The sequence below is a fragment of the Gilliamella apis genome (genome assembly GCF_030758615.1).
GTDB lineage: Bacteria > Pseudomonadota > Gammaproteobacteria > Enterobacterales > Orbaceae > Gilliamella > Gilliamella apis_A.
In genome coordinates, this window is the sequence record NZ_CP132381.1 from 2,135,708 (window position 1) to 2,154,068 (window position 18,361).

General features: G+C 34.6%; 12 protein-coding genes. 6 read left to right on the forward strand and 6 right to left on the reverse strand.

All coding sequences use genetic code 11. The features are described from left to right. Positions 1 to 169 precede the first annotated feature (169 nt). Entirely contained in the window at positions 170 to 976 is an 807-nt protein-coding gene (locus tag RAM17_RS09840; protein WP_110447436.1) for a sulfite exporter TauE/SafE family protein, read from the forward strand. Positions 977 to 1,117: 141 nt separating this feature from the next. Here the strand turns inward: RAM17_RS09840 and RAM17_RS09845 are convergent, their stop codons facing one another. The 6 genes from RAM17_RS09845 to RAM17_RS09870 all read right to left on the reverse strand — a co-directional run bounded on the left by RAM17_RS09845 (position 1,118) and on the right by RAM17_RS09870 (position 11,194). After that, positions 1,118 to 2,605 carry a hypothetical protein gene (locus RAM17_RS09845; RefSeq protein WP_306240027.1) on the reverse strand — a complete coding sequence of 496 codons (1,488 nt, stop codon included), beginning with the start codon at positions 2,603 to 2,605 and terminating at the stop codon, positions 1,118 to 1,120. 553 nt (positions 2,606 to 3,158) lie between these two features. Next, positions 3,159 to 4,487: a hypothetical protein gene (locus RAM17_RS09850; protein WP_110447434.1), complete on the reverse strand. Its 1,329-nt coding sequence runs from the start codon at positions 4,485 to 4,487 to the stop codon at positions 3,159 to 3,161. Positions 4,488 to 4,984: 497 nt separating this feature from the next. Beyond that, the gene (locus RAM17_RS09855; RefSeq protein WP_110447433.1) at positions 4,985 to 6,367 is read right to left on the reverse strand and encodes a hypothetical protein; all 1,383 of its coding nucleotides are present in this window, start codon (positions 6,365 to 6,367) and stop codon (positions 4,985 to 4,987) included. Between the two features lie 607 nt (positions 6,368 to 6,974). Beyond that, entirely contained in the window at positions 6,975 to 8,309 is a 1,335-nt protein-coding gene (locus RAM17_RS09860; RefSeq protein ID WP_110447432.1) for a hypothetical protein, read from the reverse strand. Between the two features lie 766 nt (positions 8,310 to 9,075). After that, a complete protein-coding gene (gene mltB / locus RAM17_RS09865) occupies positions 9,076 to 10,149 on the reverse strand; it encodes a lytic murein transglycosylase B (RefSeq protein WP_110447431.1) in 1,074 nt (357 codons plus the stop codon). A 55-nt stretch (positions 10,150 to 10,204) separates the two neighbouring features. Next, positions 10,205 to 11,194, reverse strand: coding sequence for a 2-hydroxyacid dehydrogenase (locus tag RAM17_RS09870; RefSeq protein WP_110448032.1), 990 nt, complete (start codon positions 11,192 to 11,194; stop codon positions 10,205 to 10,207). A gap of 266 nt (positions 11,195 to 11,460) precedes the next feature. On the opposite strand from RAM17_RS09870, the gene RAM17_RS09875 reads away from it, so the two are divergent. The 5 genes from RAM17_RS09875 (at position 11,461) to cydC (ending at position 18,264) form a co-directional block, all read left to right on the forward strand. Next, complete coding sequence (locus RAM17_RS09875) at positions 11,461 to 12,723, forward strand: AmpG family muropeptide MFS transporter (protein ID WP_110447430.1); 1,263 nt, start codon at positions 11,461 to 11,463, stop codon at positions 12,721 to 12,723. A gap of 8 nt (positions 12,724 to 12,731) precedes the next feature. Further along, positions 12,732 to 13,385, forward strand: coding sequence for an NAD(P)H-dependent oxidoreductase (locus RAM17_RS09880; RefSeq protein WP_181414634.1), 654 nt, complete (start codon positions 12,732 to 12,734; stop codon positions 13,383 to 13,385). Positions 13,386 to 13,930: 545 nt separating this feature from the next. Then, the gene (trxB, locus tag RAM17_RS09885) at positions 13,931 to 14,884 is read left to right on the forward strand and encodes a thioredoxin-disulfide reductase (RefSeq protein ID WP_110447428.1); all 954 of its coding nucleotides are present in this window, start codon (positions 13,931 to 13,933) and stop codon (positions 14,882 to 14,884) included. Between the two features lie 15 nt (positions 14,885 to 14,899). Further along, positions 14,900 to 16,639, forward strand: a complete 1,740-nt coding sequence (cydD, locus tag RAM17_RS09890) for a heme ABC transporter permease/ATP-binding protein CydD (protein ID WP_110447427.1) — start codon at positions 14,900 to 14,902, stop codon at positions 16,637 to 16,639. Further along, positions 16,633 to 18,264: a heme ABC transporter ATP-binding protein/permease CydC gene (cydC, locus tag RAM17_RS09895; RefSeq protein ID WP_110447426.1), complete on the forward strand. Its 1,632-nt coding sequence runs from the start codon at positions 16,633 to 16,635 to the stop codon at positions 18,262 to 18,264. The genes cydD and cydC overlap by 7 nt, the downstream gene beginning before the upstream one ends. The last annotated feature ends 97 nt before the right edge of the window (positions 18,265 to 18,361 follow it).

Sequence of the window (18,361 nt, forward strand, 5' to 3'; positions counted from 1 at the left end):
ATATAAGTCATCAATAATTAACTAGCTACTAGTATTTTTAGCTAGCCTCAGTACAATATTGCCATATTACATAACCAATACTATTTTAAATAAACTTGCCAAAAAACTTATTATAACTATTAAATAATCAAATAATTAGTTTTATGAATGCACAACTTAAGGATAGAGTATGATTGTTGAATTTATTATCTTGCTTTGTATAGGCGCATTGGCTGGATTACTTGCGGGTATGTTCGGTATTGGTGGTGGAGCATTAATTGTGCCAGCATTACTTATGCTACTCGATTATTTTGGTCATGGTGGGCAATGGATAAACCATATCACAGTGGCCTCATCTTTAGCAACGATCATTGGTACTAGCTTATCATCAAGTTGGGTTCAGAATAAAAATAATAATATTGTCTGGTCGATCTTAAAAAAGATGGTATTAGGTTGCATTATTGGCACTATTGGCGGATCCTACATGACACCTTATATTCCCGGTATTTGGCTCAAATGGATTTTTATTGTTTTCCTCATCTATACAGGCAGTAAATTTATTCTAAAAACTGGAAAAGTTGCGAAAAAACAAAATAGCCAAGCGACATTATTACCTAACACAATCTATATCTTCATCGGCGGATTAATTGGTGTATTCGCCGCATTAGTTGGTGTAGGTGGTGGTGTGTTAGTGGTACCTTTTTTAAAGAAATGCGGCGTGGATATGCGAAAAGCGATCGGTACTTCTGCGGCATTTACCTTACCTGTAGCCTTAGGTGGTACTATTGGTTATATCATTGCTGGATGGAATATCAAAGAACTGCCAGAATACAGTTTGGGTTTCGTCTATTTACCCGCAGTATTATCAATTATGTTAGCTAGCATACCCATGGCAAAAGTCGGAGTTCAAATTGCTCAAAAATTATCAATAAATAAACTAATTAGATATTTTGGTATCTTCTTATTATTAATTTCAGTCAAACTAATCGTTTCTTAATTTATACTTAAAATCCCTGTTCTCAAAAATATTAACCGCTCTTATTTAGAGCGGTTAATATGACTTCTCTATTTATCCTAAACAAGAATAATTTTACGTGACTCTATTTTAGTTATTCAATCTCGATTCAAGAAACAACAACTAAGATGAAGTACACAGAGCATAAAAACTGTAGGGTTCGTAAAAGTCAATAGCTGGATTGTACATATAAACATCCCCTCCATACGGGTAAACAATAAACTGCTCACTTCCTGATTGATCTCTAGTCCAATACAAATAATAGTGACCTGTACCCGCACCAATGTAGTTGGTTAGGTATCCCCATTCAGTAAAAAATCCAGCATTTATTCGACGCTGGTAGTGATTACCAGTAGATGAAGGTATGGCTCCGATAGCACCCTGACAGTTATCACCACTCCATGGCCCTGAACAAACCGCATTAGTTAAATCCTTAACTTGAGGTACACTGTAACCAATACTGTTACACCATAATAATGCTAAACTATAATTAGAACTTTTATTACCTCGATTGATAAACCATTGCTTTAATTGAAAACCATATTTAAGAATTTCATTATCTAAACTATCTCTACCAACCAACTCGAATGTCTGAGGTAAAGAAGGTCTATATATAATACCGGGAGAATCTGATTGCCATTGGGCTTCGTTAGCAACAGGACCAGTGAGTGTAACACGAACAGTGGTACCGGAGGAGTTCGGCGTCATGGTCGCGGTTATTCCATCGTGAGTAACCGGATCCCATCTCAATGGCCCTACACCACCAATATCTAAATCAAAATATAGATTATTAGCACCAGTTGTTGGGAAATTCAAACCATAAGATGAAGGATCCCTAGACTGCACAATAAAACCTTTATTCGGATCCCACATTGAAGCCGGACCACGAAAGTCTATACCACTAATCTCAGTATCTGAACCATATCTCAATGTAGGTTTCGCAAAACAGACCTTTGGACGATCTTTAGGATTAATATAATAAGTCGCACTACCACCACTAAAATCACTACTATTAGGTACACCATACTGGGTAGATAATGTACCACCATCACTACTCAATACCACTTTATAAGGTGCATTACAAATATCTAATGCGGTATTACGCAGTACTTTTTGATTATTTTTATCAGTAATGGTAAGCGTTAAATTACCTGTAACTGCAATACCACTATTGCCTTGACCATCACCATCATCATCCCGCCAATAATTATAGGGCGCGCCAATAAGCGTATTTAATGCGATTGAGTCCACATTGGTTGGTACTAACATATTAACATTAATTAATGTCTCATTTATATCCGGCAATACAATCGGATTGGTCGCTGAATTATTATTTGGCGAATAAGTTCTACCATCAGATAAACTGATACCAAGTAAATTACTCATATCAGTAACGCGACTTTGACCATCATCGAAAGTTAAATAAGGTGCATTACCATGAATAAAATTCGTTGTACTCGTCGTCAAAGCATAGCTACTAAATGGAAGTGATAAAAAAAATAGTACTGGAACTAAATAGAGTGGACTTGATAAAAATAAACTTGAAAATAAGGTTAGTTTTACAGGTTTGGTGTTTGGTGTTTGGTGTTTGGTGTTAAAATTATAATGCATCGCGACAATCCTGTCAAGTAACTTAATGTTTAATTTGAACTTTCCTTGCTCAAATAGCGAAATAATAATCTATATAATCACTTTTTGCAGTGAACGGCAAAAGTATAATTACTGCGAAAAACTATGCAACAATTTTTTTCTAAAAAATGTTAACTTTTGTAAATATACTTAATTAGTGTTTCAATGAAATTACTATTGGTACATGATATTTCATGTGATTTTAGATTTTAAAGATCCTAGTATCTAAAAACACCGTTCCTCAAAATTTAATCCCCCTAAATCGAAATAGAAATATGCCAGTTCTATTGAATTTTAAGCAGCCATTATTGGCTGCTCGGACTCTGAGGCTCCATACCATTAAGGATAGGTGCACACTCCATCGTGACTATAATCTAAACTAAAACGATTAATATAACCACTACTAGCGAGAACGACAAAATTATCATTACCGGTACGATCATCTATCCATATGATAATTTTATTTATCTTAAACTCGAATAATTCTATTTGATTCTATTTGTACTATATTACTTATCAAACCTAGAATTGATAACTAAGGTAATAAGCAAATACCATAAACACTGTAAGATGAATAACCAGCCCAAAACACATGCCCACCATCAGAGCTAACATCTAACCGTTCGTTACCCCCAAGTTCACTCGTCCAATAGTAATCACTATGACCAAAATTAGCGTCCGTGTAATAATACATGAATCCCCATTCAGAAAAAAATCCTGCCCCTATTGTGCGTTGGTAATGATTACCGGAGGAAGGAGGCATCCCACCTTCCATATCCTTACAACGAGAGTGACTCCATATACCCTCACAAACTGAATTAGTTAAATCTTTTACTGTAGGAATACGATAACCTATATTACTACACCATGAAGAAGTACTTTCATAAATGTATTTGTTAACGCCTCGATTGATAAACCATTGCTTTAATTGAAAACCATATTTAATAATTGCATTACCTAAACTATCTCTACCAACCAACTCGAATGTCTGAGGTAATGAAGGTCTATATATAATACCAGGAGAATCTGATTGCCATTGGGCTTCGTTAGCAACAGGACCAGTGAGTGTAACACGAACAGTGGTACCGGAGGAGTTCGGCGTCATGGTCGCGGTTATTCCATCGTGAGTAACCGGATCCCATCTCAATGGCCCTACACCACCAATATCTAAATCAAAATATAGATTATTAGCACCAGTTGTTGGGAAATTCAAACCATAAGATAATGGATCCCTAGACTGCACAATAAAACCTTTATTCGGATCCCACATTGAAGCCGGACCACGAAAGTCTATACCACTAATCTCAGTATCTGAACCATATCTCAATGTAGGTTTCGCAAAACAGACCTTTGGACGATCTTTAGGATTAATATAATAAGTCGCACTACCACCACTAAAATCACTACTATTAGGTACACCATACTGGGTAGATAATGTACCACCATCACTACTCAATACCACTTTATAAGGTGCATTACAAATATCTAATGCGGTATTACGCAGTACTTTTTGATTATTTTTATCAGTAATGGTGAGCGTTAAATTACCTGTTACTGCAATACCATTACTGCCTTGACCATCGCCATCATCATCCCGCCAATAATTATAGGGCGCGCCAATAAGCGTATTTAATGCGATTGAGTCCGCATTGGTTGGTACTAACATATTAACATTAATTAATGTCTCATTTATATCCGGCAATACAATCGGATTGGTCGCTGAATTATTATTTGGCGAATAAGTTCTACCGTCAGATAAGCTGATACCAAGTAAATTACTCATATCAGTAACGTGAGTTTGGCCATCATCGAAAGTTAAATAAGGTGCATTACCATGAATAAAATTCGTTGTACTCGTCGTCAAAGCGTGGCAACTAAATGGAAGTGATAAAAAAAATAGTACTGAAACTAAATAGAGTGGACTTGATAAAAATAAACTTGAAAATAAGGTTAGTTTTACAGGTTTGGTGTTTGGTGTTTGGTGTTAAAATTATAATCCATTGCGACAATCCTGTCAATTAAATTAATGTTTAATTTGAACTTTCCTTGCTCAAACAGCTAAATAATAATCTATCTAATCACTTTTTGTAGTGAACGGAAAGAGTATAATTACTGGGAAAAACTATGCAACAATTTTTTTCTAAAAAATGTTAACTTTTGTAAATATACTCAATTAGTATATTAATGAAATTACTATTGGTACATGATATTGTGGTGATTTTAGATTTTAAAGATCTTTGTATCTAAAAACACCGTTCCTCAAAATTTAATCACCCTAAATCGAAATAGAAATATGCCAGTTCTATTGAATTTTAAGCAGCCATTATTTATTGGCTGCTCGGGCTCTGAGGCTCCATATCATTAAGGATAGGTACACACTCCATCGTGACCATAATCCAAACTAAAACGATTGATATAACCACTACTAGAGGATACGACAAAATTATCATTACCGATAGGATCACTTGTCCAATAGGCATGGCCAATGCTTGAATTAGAACTATTCTGCTTACCTTGAGCATTACTATCATGATAGTCTGAGTCAAAGTTAGCTCCCGTGTAGTTATTCATGTAGCCCCACTCCGAAAACAATCCCCCACCAATTCTACGTTGGTAATTATTGTTAAGTGATGATGGTTTAACACCCACTGCACCTTGACAATGAGAACCAGAACCTTTGCCATTACAAGATGCGTTAGTTAAATCCTGAACCTTTACGATACGATAACCGATACTATTACACCATGACAATGTATTTGAATAGTTTTGATAAACAGTTCCACGATTAACGAACCATTTTTTTATTTGAAAGCCATACTTAACCACTACATTACCTTTACTATCTTTACCAGCTAATTCAAATGTCTGTGGTAATGTTGGTTTTGTAATACGAGCTGGTGAATCTAACCTCCATTGTGATTCATTCGCAAAAGGACCTGTCAATTTAACACGAACACTAGTACCAGATGAATTAGGTGTTATGGTAGCAGTAATACCTCCTCGAGAAATAGGACTCGCCCATGATAAAGAGTTTTTACCAGCTAATTCTAAATAAAAATACAAATTGTTAGCACCAGTTGTAGGGAAATTTAAACCGTAAGATGAAGGATCCTTAGACTGCGGAATAAAACCTTTATTCGGATTCCACATTGAAGCTGGACCACCAAAGTCTGTACCTTTAATAACCTTATCCGATCCAAATTTCAATTCAGGACGAACAAAGCATAATTTTGGCAGCGCCTTAGGGTTAATGTAATAAGTCGCACGACTAGCATTAAAATTAGTACTATTAGGTACACCATACTGGGTAGATAATGTACCACCATCACTACTTAATACGACCTTATAAGGTGCATTACAGATATCTAATGCGGTATTACGCAGTACTTTTTTATTATTTTTATCAGTAATGGTAAGGGTTAAATTACCTGTAACTGCAATACCATTACTACCTTGACCATCGCCATCATCATCCCACCAATAATTATAGGGCGCTCCAATAAGCGTATTTAATGCGATTGAGTCCACATTGGTTGGTACTAACATATTGACATTAATTAATGTCTCATTCATTTCGGGCAATACAATTGGGTTGGTTGCTGAATTATTATTTGGCGAATAAGTTCTACCATCAGATAAGCTGATACCAAGTAAATTACTCATATCAGTAACGCGAGTTTGACCATCATCGAAAGTTAAATAAGGTGCATTACCATGAATAAAATTCGTTGTACTCGTCGTCAAAGCATGGCTACTAAATGGAAGTGATAAAAAAAATAGTACTGGAACTAAATAGAGTGGGCTTGATAAAAATAAACTTAAAAATAAGATTGGTTTTACAGGTTTGGTGTTTGGTGTTTGGTGTTAAAATTATAATGCATTGCGACAATCCTGTCAAGTAACTTAATGTTTAATTTGAACTTTCCCTGCTCAAATAGCGAAATAATAATCTATATAATCACTTTTTGTGAGTAAACGAGAAAAGTATAATTACTAGGAAAAACTATGCAACAATTTTTTTTCCTAAAAATTGTTAACTTTTGTAAATAATTGCTCATATACTTATCAAGTAAGTATTTATTTTATAAGATTTAAACGATTGAACCTATTATTATTTTTTTGATGTCATTCTCAAAGATTGTTGCTTTTTAATATGATTTCCAAATATTTCTAGGCATCTTAATTATGTAATTTGAAAAAAATAGACACTAATGACTAATACACAATAAAAATCACTATTAATATAATAACTGTTCATTTTTTTCTAATTGATTTCCTTGATCTTTAGCATTCTGTCCTAAAGTTAACCATTAAATATTCATATCGATTTATGATAGCTAATAATGCAATCTTAAGGCATAGAACACGTCCCCCTTAAGGTTGTCTCGCTAGAATGATTCCTATTTACATGACCATTGTTAGGATAAACTGAAAACTGGATACCATCCGAAGTAATATCGCTAGTCCAATAGTTGTATCGATAATCATCAACACTGGCATTAAAATAAAAATCCATGTACCCCCACTCGGAAAAAAAACCTGAACCGATTCTACGTTGGTAATTATTACCAGTTGATGGTGGTTTAGCCGCGACAGAACCTTGACAATGACTACCGCTCCATACGCCAGTACAAATAGCATTAGTTAAGTCTTTAACCTGTACCATCCGATAACCGATACTGTCACACCATGATAATGTATTAAAATAATTGCGATAAACAGTTCTACGATTAACGAACCATTGTTTTAACTGAAAACCATATTTAATAATTGCATTACCTAAACTATCTCTACCAACCAACTCGAATGTCTGAGGTAAAGAAGGTCTATATATAATACCGGGAGAATCCGATTCCGATTGAACTTGGTTTGCTGCAGGACCGGTAAGTGTAACACGAACATAGCTACCGGAAGAGTTCGGCGTCATGGTAGCGGTTATTCCATCATGAGTAACCGGATCCCATCTCAATGCCCCTACACCACCAATATCTAAATCAAAATATAGATTATTAGCACCAGTTGTTGGGAAATTCAAACCATAAGATGATGGATCCGTAGACTGCACAATAAAACCTCTACTTGGATCCCACATTGAAGCCGGACCGCGAAAGTCTATGTCACTAATCTCAGTATTTGAACCATATGTTAATATTGGCCTAGCAAAACAGGTCTTTGGACGATCTTTAGGATTAATGTAATAAGTCGCACTACCACCACTAAAATCACTACTATTAGGCATACCATACTGGGTAGATAATGTACCACCATCACTACTCAATACCACTTTATAAGGTGCATTACAGATATCTAATGCGGTATTACGCAGTACTTTTTGATTATTTTTATCAGTAATGGTGAGCGTTAAATTACCAGTCACTGCAATACCATTACTGCCTTGGCCATCGCCATCATCATCTCCCCAATAATTATAGGGCGCGCCAATAAGCGTATTTAATGCGATTGAGTCCACATTGGTTGGTACTAACATATTAACATTAATTAATGTTTCATTTATATCCGGCAATACAATCGGATTGGTCGCTGAATTATTATTTGGTAAATAAGTTCTACCATCAGATAAGCTGATACCAAGTAAATTACTCATATCAGTAACGCGAGTTTGACCATCATCGAAAGTTAAATAAGGTGCATTACCATGAACAAAATTCGTTGTACTCGTCGTCAAAGCGTAGCTATTAAATGGAAGTGATAAAAAAAATAGTACTGGAACTAAATAGAGTGGACTTGATAAAAATAAACTTGAAAATAAAGTTAGTTTTACAGGTTTGGTGTTTGGTGTTTGGTGTTAAAATTATAATGCATCGCGACAATCCTGTCAATTAAATTAATGTTTAATTTGAACTTTCCTTGCTCAAATAGCTAAATCACAATCTATCTAATCACTTTTAGTAGTGAACGAGAAAAGTATAATTACTGGGAAAAACTATGCAACAATTTTTTAGGCTAAAAATTGTTAAGTTTTGTAAAAAACAATTGTTTCGATGCAGAATGAATCGATCTTAATTCTAAGCTATTAAGATAATCTTAAACCATTTTATCGTTCTAAGTTTGATTATTAAAAGAGTTTAAGTTTTAGCTAGATTATTTTATTTTCGTAGAATTATTATTAATACAGCTAAACAAAAATAATCATTATATGATTAATTATTTTTTTATTAAGTTCTAATAAAGCATTCTTTGATATTTTCCATCCTAAATGCCATTGATTATCAGCACACGTAAAAACATAAACCTCAGAACATTATTTTTTTAGCAATAAAATATTGTGGGAATCGATAGTATTTTTGCAAGCATCTAGAATAGTTATTTACTTTGATTTAACTAATTTTCAGGTTGTAAAAACCCCTCTCCTCAATTTTTGAGTGGCGTTTACAGGAATTAATAAAAAAGGTCGCAAATTGCGACCTACAGTTTTTGGATTTTGCGTTATTTTATCTGGCTTGTTTAACCGCTAATCCTAATTGCCATACCGCCATCGCATAATGTGTACTATGATTATAACGAGTAATGACATAAAAATTAGGTAAACCATACCAAAATTGATAACTATCACCCATATCTAAACGTAACAAACTAACTTCTTTATGGCCTTCTAAGGAGCTTTTCGGTTTTAGTCCTGATTTAGCCAAATGCTCAATTGAATATTTGGTACTAAAACCTGTATCAAGAGAAAGCGCTTGTCCATCAGCAACTACAGCAACTTTTCTATTGCGTTGCCAACCATGTGATTTGAAATAATTAGCCACGCTACCGATCGCATCAACAGGATCCCATAAATCAATATGGCCATCATGATTAAAGTCAATCGCATGATTTCTAAATGCTGATGGCATAAACTGACCATATCCCATAGCGCCTGCAAATGATCCATTTAAATCAAAGGGATCCACACCTTCATCACGACACATAATTAAAAAATCTTCCAATTCTTTAGCAAAATATTGTGATCTTCTTGGATAGTGGAAAGCTAGCGTTGATAATGCATCGATTATCTTTGTTTTGCCCATTACTCGGCCCCAACCTGTCTCAACGCCAATAATACCGACGATAATTTCAGGTGGTACACCATATTCTTTATATGCTCGTTGTAAATCTTTGTCATATTTATTCCAAAAATCAACACCTTTAGGCAAATTATTTGGTGTAATGAATTTATTTTTATAGCGAATCCAAGCGCCATTCGGTACATTTGAAGAGCCTGATTTAGGTGCTTGTTTATCCATTAAACCAATTACCCAATCAAGTTTGTTTGTTTGTTCTAAAACTGTACGAAGTTGTTGACGATTAAAACCATGTTTTTTTACCATCATGGCAATAAACTTTTCTTTATCAACAGATAAAGGTGCACTATCAGGTTTCGGCTGTTCATGCTGTTTCTCTAAATAAACACCACCTTTTACATCTGAATGTCCTCGATGTTTCTGCATTGGAGTTTTAGAAGAACCGCCACTAGAACAAGCAGCAAGCCATAAAATCATCATGAGACAAATAACGATACGTTGCATAAATCATCCATATTTAATTAATTAAAATAACGGCGACATATTAAATTATTTATTGTTATTTAACAATATTTTGACATTCTTTGCCTTCTGAAATTTGGGCAATATTATTTAATGTTGTATCGGAAATATTTAACAATGCTTCTTGGGTTAAAAATGCTTGATGACCAGTGAATAGCACGTTATGACATGATGATAAACGACGGAATACATCATCTAAAATAACATCGTTGGATTTATCTTCGAAAAACAGATCACGTTCGTTTTCATACACATCCATCCCTAATGCACCAATTTTAGTTTGTTTTAACGCTTCAATGGCTGCTGTTGCATCTAATAAACCACCACGGCTAGTATTAATAATCATCACACCTTTTTTCATTTTGTTAAATGACTCTTTATTGAGCAAATGATAATTTTCTGGTGACATCGGACAATGTAAAGTAATCACGTCTGATTTAGCATACAGTTCATCTAACTGAACATACTGTGCACCTAACTCAACAACGATATCATTAGGATAAGGATCATAAGCTAAAATATTCATGCCAAATCCTTTTAGAATACGAATAACAGCTTGACCTATTTTACCTGTGCCAATAACCCCAGCGGTACGATTATGCATATTAAAACCTGTCAATCCTTCTAAAGAAAAGTTGGCATCACGTGTACGTTGATAAGCTTTATGTGTTCTACGGTTTAATGTCATCATTAATGCAACAGCATGTTCAGCCACAGCCTCTGGCGAATAAGCAGGAACACGCACTACAGTAATACCTAATTTTTTAGCTTCAGCTAGATCGACATTATCAAAACCAGCGCAGCGCAAAGCTAAAATTTTGATTCCATAATGAGCCAATTTTTGTAATACTCGTTTATCCACTTCATCATTTACAAAAACACATACAGCATCATATCCTTCAGCAGTAACCACCGTTTTATGACTTAATTTATGTTCATAATATTCAATTTCAAATCCGAAATGTTTATTTGCAATTTCTAGATGTTCTCTGTCGTAATGTTTACTGCTAAAAACAGCAACTTTCACAGTTTTTTTCATAACGGCTACTCCCTTTTAAGGTAACTTTATATATAATTTTTTATTTTAAATGATGATTGAAAAACATTGTCACATGCTAATTTTGACAACATTGAATACTGAAATTTGATTTAATTGGTTTTTTAGCCTTAAAAAAACTGGGCATCAACAAATCTATATTATAGTAAAACGTTTTATGATGGCTTTAGCAATTACTTTTTATATTATTATGCTATGATAGCACCTCACTAAAAACTCACCAATAATATTAAATAATGAATAATCCGCAAGATTCTATTTTCAAAACTATTTTTAATACAAAAATGCTAATCTGCATTTTCACTGGTTTTGCATCCGGATTGCCCTTTTATTTATTAATTCAACTATTACCTGCATGGCTGGCTAGCGAAGATATCAACATAAAAACCATTGGCATTTTCTCTTTAACCCAGATGCCATATATTTTCAAATTTATCTGGGCGCCATTTATGGATAATATTTCTCTATTCAAACTTGGGCGACGTCGAGGTTGGATGTTTATTTCACAACTAGTTTTACTCTTTTCGATTGCGATTTTAGGTATTTTCTCTCCAACGTTAGATATTTGGTTAATCGCTAATATCTGTTTTATTATCGCACTCTTTTCAGCAACCCAAGATATTGCTTTAGACGCTTTTCGACGTGAATTATTACTCGATAAAGAACTTGGATTAGGTAACAGTATTCATACTAATGCTTATCGTATTGCCGGATTGGTGCCAGGCTCACTATCATTAATACTATCAAATTATTTACCTTGGAACAGTGTTTTTCTCATTACTGCATTATTTATGTTACCAGCAATTATTATGACATTACTGGTCAAAGAACCAATCAATCAAATTCCCAAGACTCATAGTTTAGATGAAATTATTATTAAACCTTTTAGTGAATTTATTACACGCCAAGGTGTTAAAAGTGCCGTATTGATTTTAGCTTTTATCTTTTTATATAAATTAGGGGACAGCATGGCAACGTCCTTAGCTACCCCATTTTATCTAAAAATGGGCTTTAGCCGTTTTGATGTGGGTTGGATTGCTAAAAATGCATCATTATGGCCAAGTGTTTTTGGTGCTCTAATTGGCGGTATATTAATGATAAAAATAGGAATTAATCGCGCTTTATGGTGTTTTGGTTTTGTCCAAGTTATCTCTATTTTAGGTTTTGCTTGGTTATCGATCGAAGGGCCTTTTGATGAGATCAATACACATCAAAAAATTTTATTAGCATTAGTCATTGGATTTGAAGCATTAGGTGTAGGCCTTGGCTCAGCAGCATTTGTTGCTTTTATCGCTAAGACCACAAATCCATTATATACTGCAACACAGTTTGCGTTATTTACCAGTATTGCCTCTATTCCTCGAACACTTATTAATTCGACAACAGGAATTATGGTCGATTATTTAGGCTGGACAAGCTTTTTCGGTTTATGTACGATGCTAGCCATACCTGGTATGGTGTTATTATTAAAAGTTGCGCCATGGAATTTAAAATCTTAGGAGACACTATGGATAAACTATCTCTAGCTTTCGAGTTTAGACACGCTTGTAAACGGTTTGATGAATCAAAAAAAATTAATCATGAAGATCTTGAAGCAATTTTAGAGGCTGGTCGTTTATCACCTTCATCATTTGGGATGGAGCCTTGGCATTTTGTCGTTGTCGATAATGCAGATATTAAAACTGAATTACGTGCTATTTGTTATAACCAAGAGCAAGTTACTAGTTGCTCACACTATGTGATTGTACTTTATCGGAAAGCCAGTAACTTTACTTCACAAAGTCATTATTTACGTCAAGCTGTAGCGAGAACGTTACCTGATCAAAATGATCAAACCGCAATTGATATTGCTTGCCAAGATTTTATTAATTTTACTAAATTTGGTTTAGCAAATGGTTTAACTGTAAATCATTGGTCAGAAATGCAAGATTATCTAGCTGCAGCAAATATGATGACAGCAGCTGCTTATCGAGGTATAGATTCTTGTGCTATTGGTGGATTTGAACATGATAAAGTCATACAGATTTTAGAAAAACATATTCCACAGTTTAGTGGTGAAACTTTTGGAGTTGGACTCTGTTTAGCATTTGGTTATCGAGTTAATGAGCAACAACCACATATCCGCTGGTCACTTCAAGATGTAACCACTTATTTATCATAATCAATTACAAATTTCCTTCTGTCGCCAACCGGCGGCATGAAGGCCAATATCTAAAAAATCAATTCATCAACGGATACAATATTGCAACATTAACGATAGCGACTGCAAAATAAATTTAATACCAAATAAAATATTACCAATTTACAGATCACTAATATCTTTTGCGTGGAATTTAGAATTTTTTACCTACTTTATTTTAGCTAACAGAGCTTCCACTGTTTATTGTGAGGATGTGATCATAGTATTTGCTTTTAAATGAAACTGATTTAATCTCATTATTTAATAAAAATAATCTTTAAGATCTAATTGAAAACTTAAAAAATTAATATAAACAACACAAAACGTTTAAAAGTAAAACCTAATAAAAAAAATAAAAATATAAAGAAATAAAAAATTCAATAGCAATTCAAATTATCACCGCTACCTATCGCTATGATAACCAATTTTTTTGCACGATAAAGCTTGATAATGTTAGACTTATCAACTATAAATTGCGCTAACCATATTCAAATTAGCCAGAATATTAGAATAAAGAAGGATATAACATGAAGACCAAACATGCCCGTTTATTGATACTAGGGTCAGGACCTGCTGGCTACACAGCTGCTGTTTATGCTGCACGAGCAAATTTATCACCAGTATTAATTACTGGTACGCAACAAGGTGGACAGCTTACTACAACCACCGAAATAGAAAACTGGCCGGCTGGCGATTCGGAACTTACTGGGCCAGAATTAATGATAAAAATGCAACAGCAAGCGGAACGATTTAATACAGAAATCATTTTAGATCATATTGACCGTGTTGACTTTAGCCAAAAACCATTCAAACTTTTTGGCAGTGATACAGAATATAGTTGTGATGCATTAATCATAGCAACAGGCGCATCAGCACAATATCTTGGTTTACCATCGGAAGAAGCATTTAAAAGTAAAGGAGTGTCAGCTTGTGCTACTTGTGACGGTTTCTTCTATCGTAACCAAAAAGTTGCTGTTGTCGGTGGAGGCAATACAGCTGTTGAAGAAACTCTTTATTTAGCCAATATCGCTAGTGAAGTTCATTTGATCCATCGTCGTGATAGTTTTAGGGCTGAAAAAATATTAATGGACCGCTTATCTGAAAAAGTGCAAGAAGGTAAAGTTATATTGCATACTCACCAAATTATTGATGAAATTCTAGGTGATAATATGGGCGTAACAGGTGTTAGAATTCGTAGTAACCAGGATCCCAATATTAGCGAAGAAATTAATGTAATGGGCGTTTTTATTGCTATAGGTCACAAACCTAATACTGCTATTTTTGACGGCCAACTTGAACTAAATAATGGCTATATAAAAGTGCAATCAGGCACACAAGGTAATGCAACTCAAACTAGCATTGAGGGTATTTTTGCTGCCGGTGATGTTATGGATCATATTTATCGACAAGCAATTACATCAGCTGGAACGGGATGTATGGCAGCGTTAGATGCTGAACATTATTTAGACAATTTAAAATAGAATCAGCTAAATAATATGTCTTTAGATAAACAACGCCAAACTTATTTACTTAACTGGTTAAAACAACACACCAAAATACACAAGTCAGATTTACGGGCTTCGGTTTTAACTGGATTTATGTTAAGTATTTTAATGATTGCTCAAGCAGCTTTTTTGGCGATTATTTTACAAAGATTAATTATTGAACAACAGTCTTTTTTGACGGTTATTCCTTACTTTTTATCTTTAATTTTCATTTTACTGGCTCGAGGATCGTTAATTTATTTTCGTGAAAAGATTAACTTTGCTTTAGGGCAAAAGATCCGTAAGCAAATTAGACAAAAATTAATCGATCAGTTTGAATTATTTGGTCCTGCTTATTTAAATCAAAGCACTACCGGAGCATGGAGTACGTTAGTTATTGAACAAGTCGATAATTTACATGATTTTTTTGCTCGTTATTTACCGCAAATGCGTTTAGCCAGCATGGTACCAATATTAATTTGTATTGCTATCTTCCCTTTCAACTGGGCTGCTGCCGTTATTTTGCTTTGCACAGCCCCCCTGATCCCTATTTTTATGATTTTAGTGGGAATGGGAGCAGCTGATATTAATCGACGCCATTTTAAAGCGTTAGCTTATTTAAGTGGCCATTTCTTAGATCGATTAAAAGGACTTAACACCATTCGTTTATTCAATCAAGGAGAACAACAAACGGAAGAAATCGCTCAAGCATCTGAAGATTTCCGTGTTAAAACCATGCAAGTGTTAAAAATGGCCTTTTTATCCTCTGCTGTGTTAGAGTTTTTTACCTCAATTTCAATTGCTATTGTGGCAGTCTATTTTGGTTTTTCTTATTTAGGCGAATTTGATTTTGGCGCCTATAATGGAACTGTTACTTTATTTGCTGGTTTTTTTGCACTAATTTTAGCACCTGAGTATTTTCAACCCTTACGAGATCTCGGAGTCTATTATCATGCTAAAGCCGAAGCTATTGCTGCTGCTGATAATATCGAAACTTTTTTAAATAAAAGTTTACCGCAACAAGTTGATAACGCTCAGCCAAAAACTAACTTGAATCAATTGCAAGCAAACAATTATCTAGATATTGGGGTTTTAAAAACAATTGAAGCCAAAGATCTGATCGTACTATCCAATGAAGCTCTGCCGATTGTTGGGCCACTTAGCTTTTCATTACATGCACCCTTTAAACTAGCCTTAATTGGCACTAGTGGTGAAGGAAAAAGCTCGCTCATGCAAGTATTACTTGGATTTTTGCCTTATCAAGGTTCACTCAAAATTAATGGTATTGAATTTAATCATTTAGATTTAAAGAGTTGGCAACAACAAATAAGTTGGATTGGCCAAAATCCTTATCTCATTAACGGTTCAATTCGTGAAAATATTCTACTTGGTAAACCCACAGCAACCTCTAGTGAGCTTGATGAAGTGATAGCCAAAGCACAATTATCTGATGTTATCGCTAAACTGCCTGAAGGAGTGGAGACACAGGTCGGTGAAGATGCGGTACGATTATCAGTAGGACAAGCCCAACGTGTAGCACTTGCCAGAGCAATGCTAAAACCTTGCCAATTACTAATCCTAGATGAACCAACCGCAAGTTTAGATAAACAGACAGTAGAATTGTTAGCACCATATGATATTGCCACTAACAGTATTACCATAACTCATCAACATGATGATATGCATGATTTTGAGCTAGTTTGGAAACTGTCAAAAGGACAAATTAATGCCATTAAGGAGAGTTCATGCTAACGCTATTACGCCCTTATATTGCTCTTTATAAGCACTACTTTTGGCAAATCGTTATTGGGCTTAGTTTATCTATTCTTACGCTATTTGCCAGTGTCTTTTTGCTCTCATTATCGGGATGGTTTTTAGCCTCTACAGCCGTTGTTGGTGTTGCCGGTTTATATACTTTTAATTACATGTTACCTGCAGCTGGTGTACGAGCAGCAGCAATTACCCGAACAGCATCACGCTATGTTGAGCGCTTAGTTGATCACAACACTACTTTTAAAATTTTAGCTTATTTAAGAACGTTAGCATTTAGAAAGATTTTACCACTCAGTGCTAACCAATTAGCTCAATATCAAAAAGCTGATTTACTTAACCGCTTTATTGTCGATATTGATGCACTTGATCATCTCTACTTAAAACTATTTTCACCAATTGTTACAGCATTAGTCATGATTTTGTTGCTGTTTGTCGGGCTAAGTTATATCAATTTACCCATTGCCTTAATCATTACTATCGTGTTAACAATTACCTTACTTGCTATACCTGTCATTTTTTATCATGCAGGCAAACAGTTAGGAGAAACATTAGCTAAACAACAAAGTGAATATAGGGCGTTATTAATTAATTATTTACAAGGTCAAGCTGAACTAACGTTATTTAATGCGCAACATCGTTATCGTACAAAACTAGATAAACTTGAATCAGACTGGCTTTTTCATCAACAACGCCAATCAACATTAATGGCACTATCAAGTGCGCTCGTCGTATTGATTGCTGGTTTTTTAACTTTATTGGTACTGTGGTTGATCACTCAATACACATTATCACCTTTAGTTGCCTTATTTGTTTTTGTTTGCTTGGCTAGTAGTGAAATTCTAGCGCCCATACCAGGAGCATTTATCTTTTTAGGACAGGTATTAACATCCGCAACACGCACAACAACTTTATTTAACCAAACACCTGATATCAAATTTATTGAACAAGGCAAAACTATCGATTTATCTATTGCTAAACTACAATTCGATGACATTAGTTTTAGTTATCCCAATCAACCTTTTGCTATTTTAAGTCACTTTTCATTAACCATAAATTCCGGTCAACATGTTGGTTTAATAGGTAAAACTGGCTGCGGCAAATCAACACTGCTTAATTTAGTTACTCGCACATGGGAAGCAAATTCTGGAAAAATTTTGATCAATGATATTCCAGTTGATCAACTTGATGAAGCTACACTCCGCCAAACCATTGCGGTTGTACCTCAGGTTATTACTATTTTTAGTGATACACTTAAACAGAATTTGCTAATTGGTAACCGACAGGCATCTGACCAACAGTTGAGCGATGTATTACATCAAGTTGAACTATCAAAATTGTTAGCAACTGATCAAGGTTTGAATTTACCATTAGGACAAGGTGGGCGCGCTCTATCTGGCGGGGAAATTCGTCGTATCGGCATTGCTCGAGCATTATTACATAACTCACCACTAATCCTAATGGATGAACCAACTGAAAGCCTTGACCAACAAACCGAACAACAGATCATCGAGCTGATTAAACAAATCTGTAAAAATAAAACATTACTAATGGTCACCCATAGATTAACCGATAATCCATTGTTTGATCGAGTGGTTGAATTGTAAGTTTTAGATTTAGATAACCGATTCAGGACATATTAATTAATAGAGTAAAATTTATCCTCAAAATGACTCTCAATTAACTAACTGTGATTATTAAATA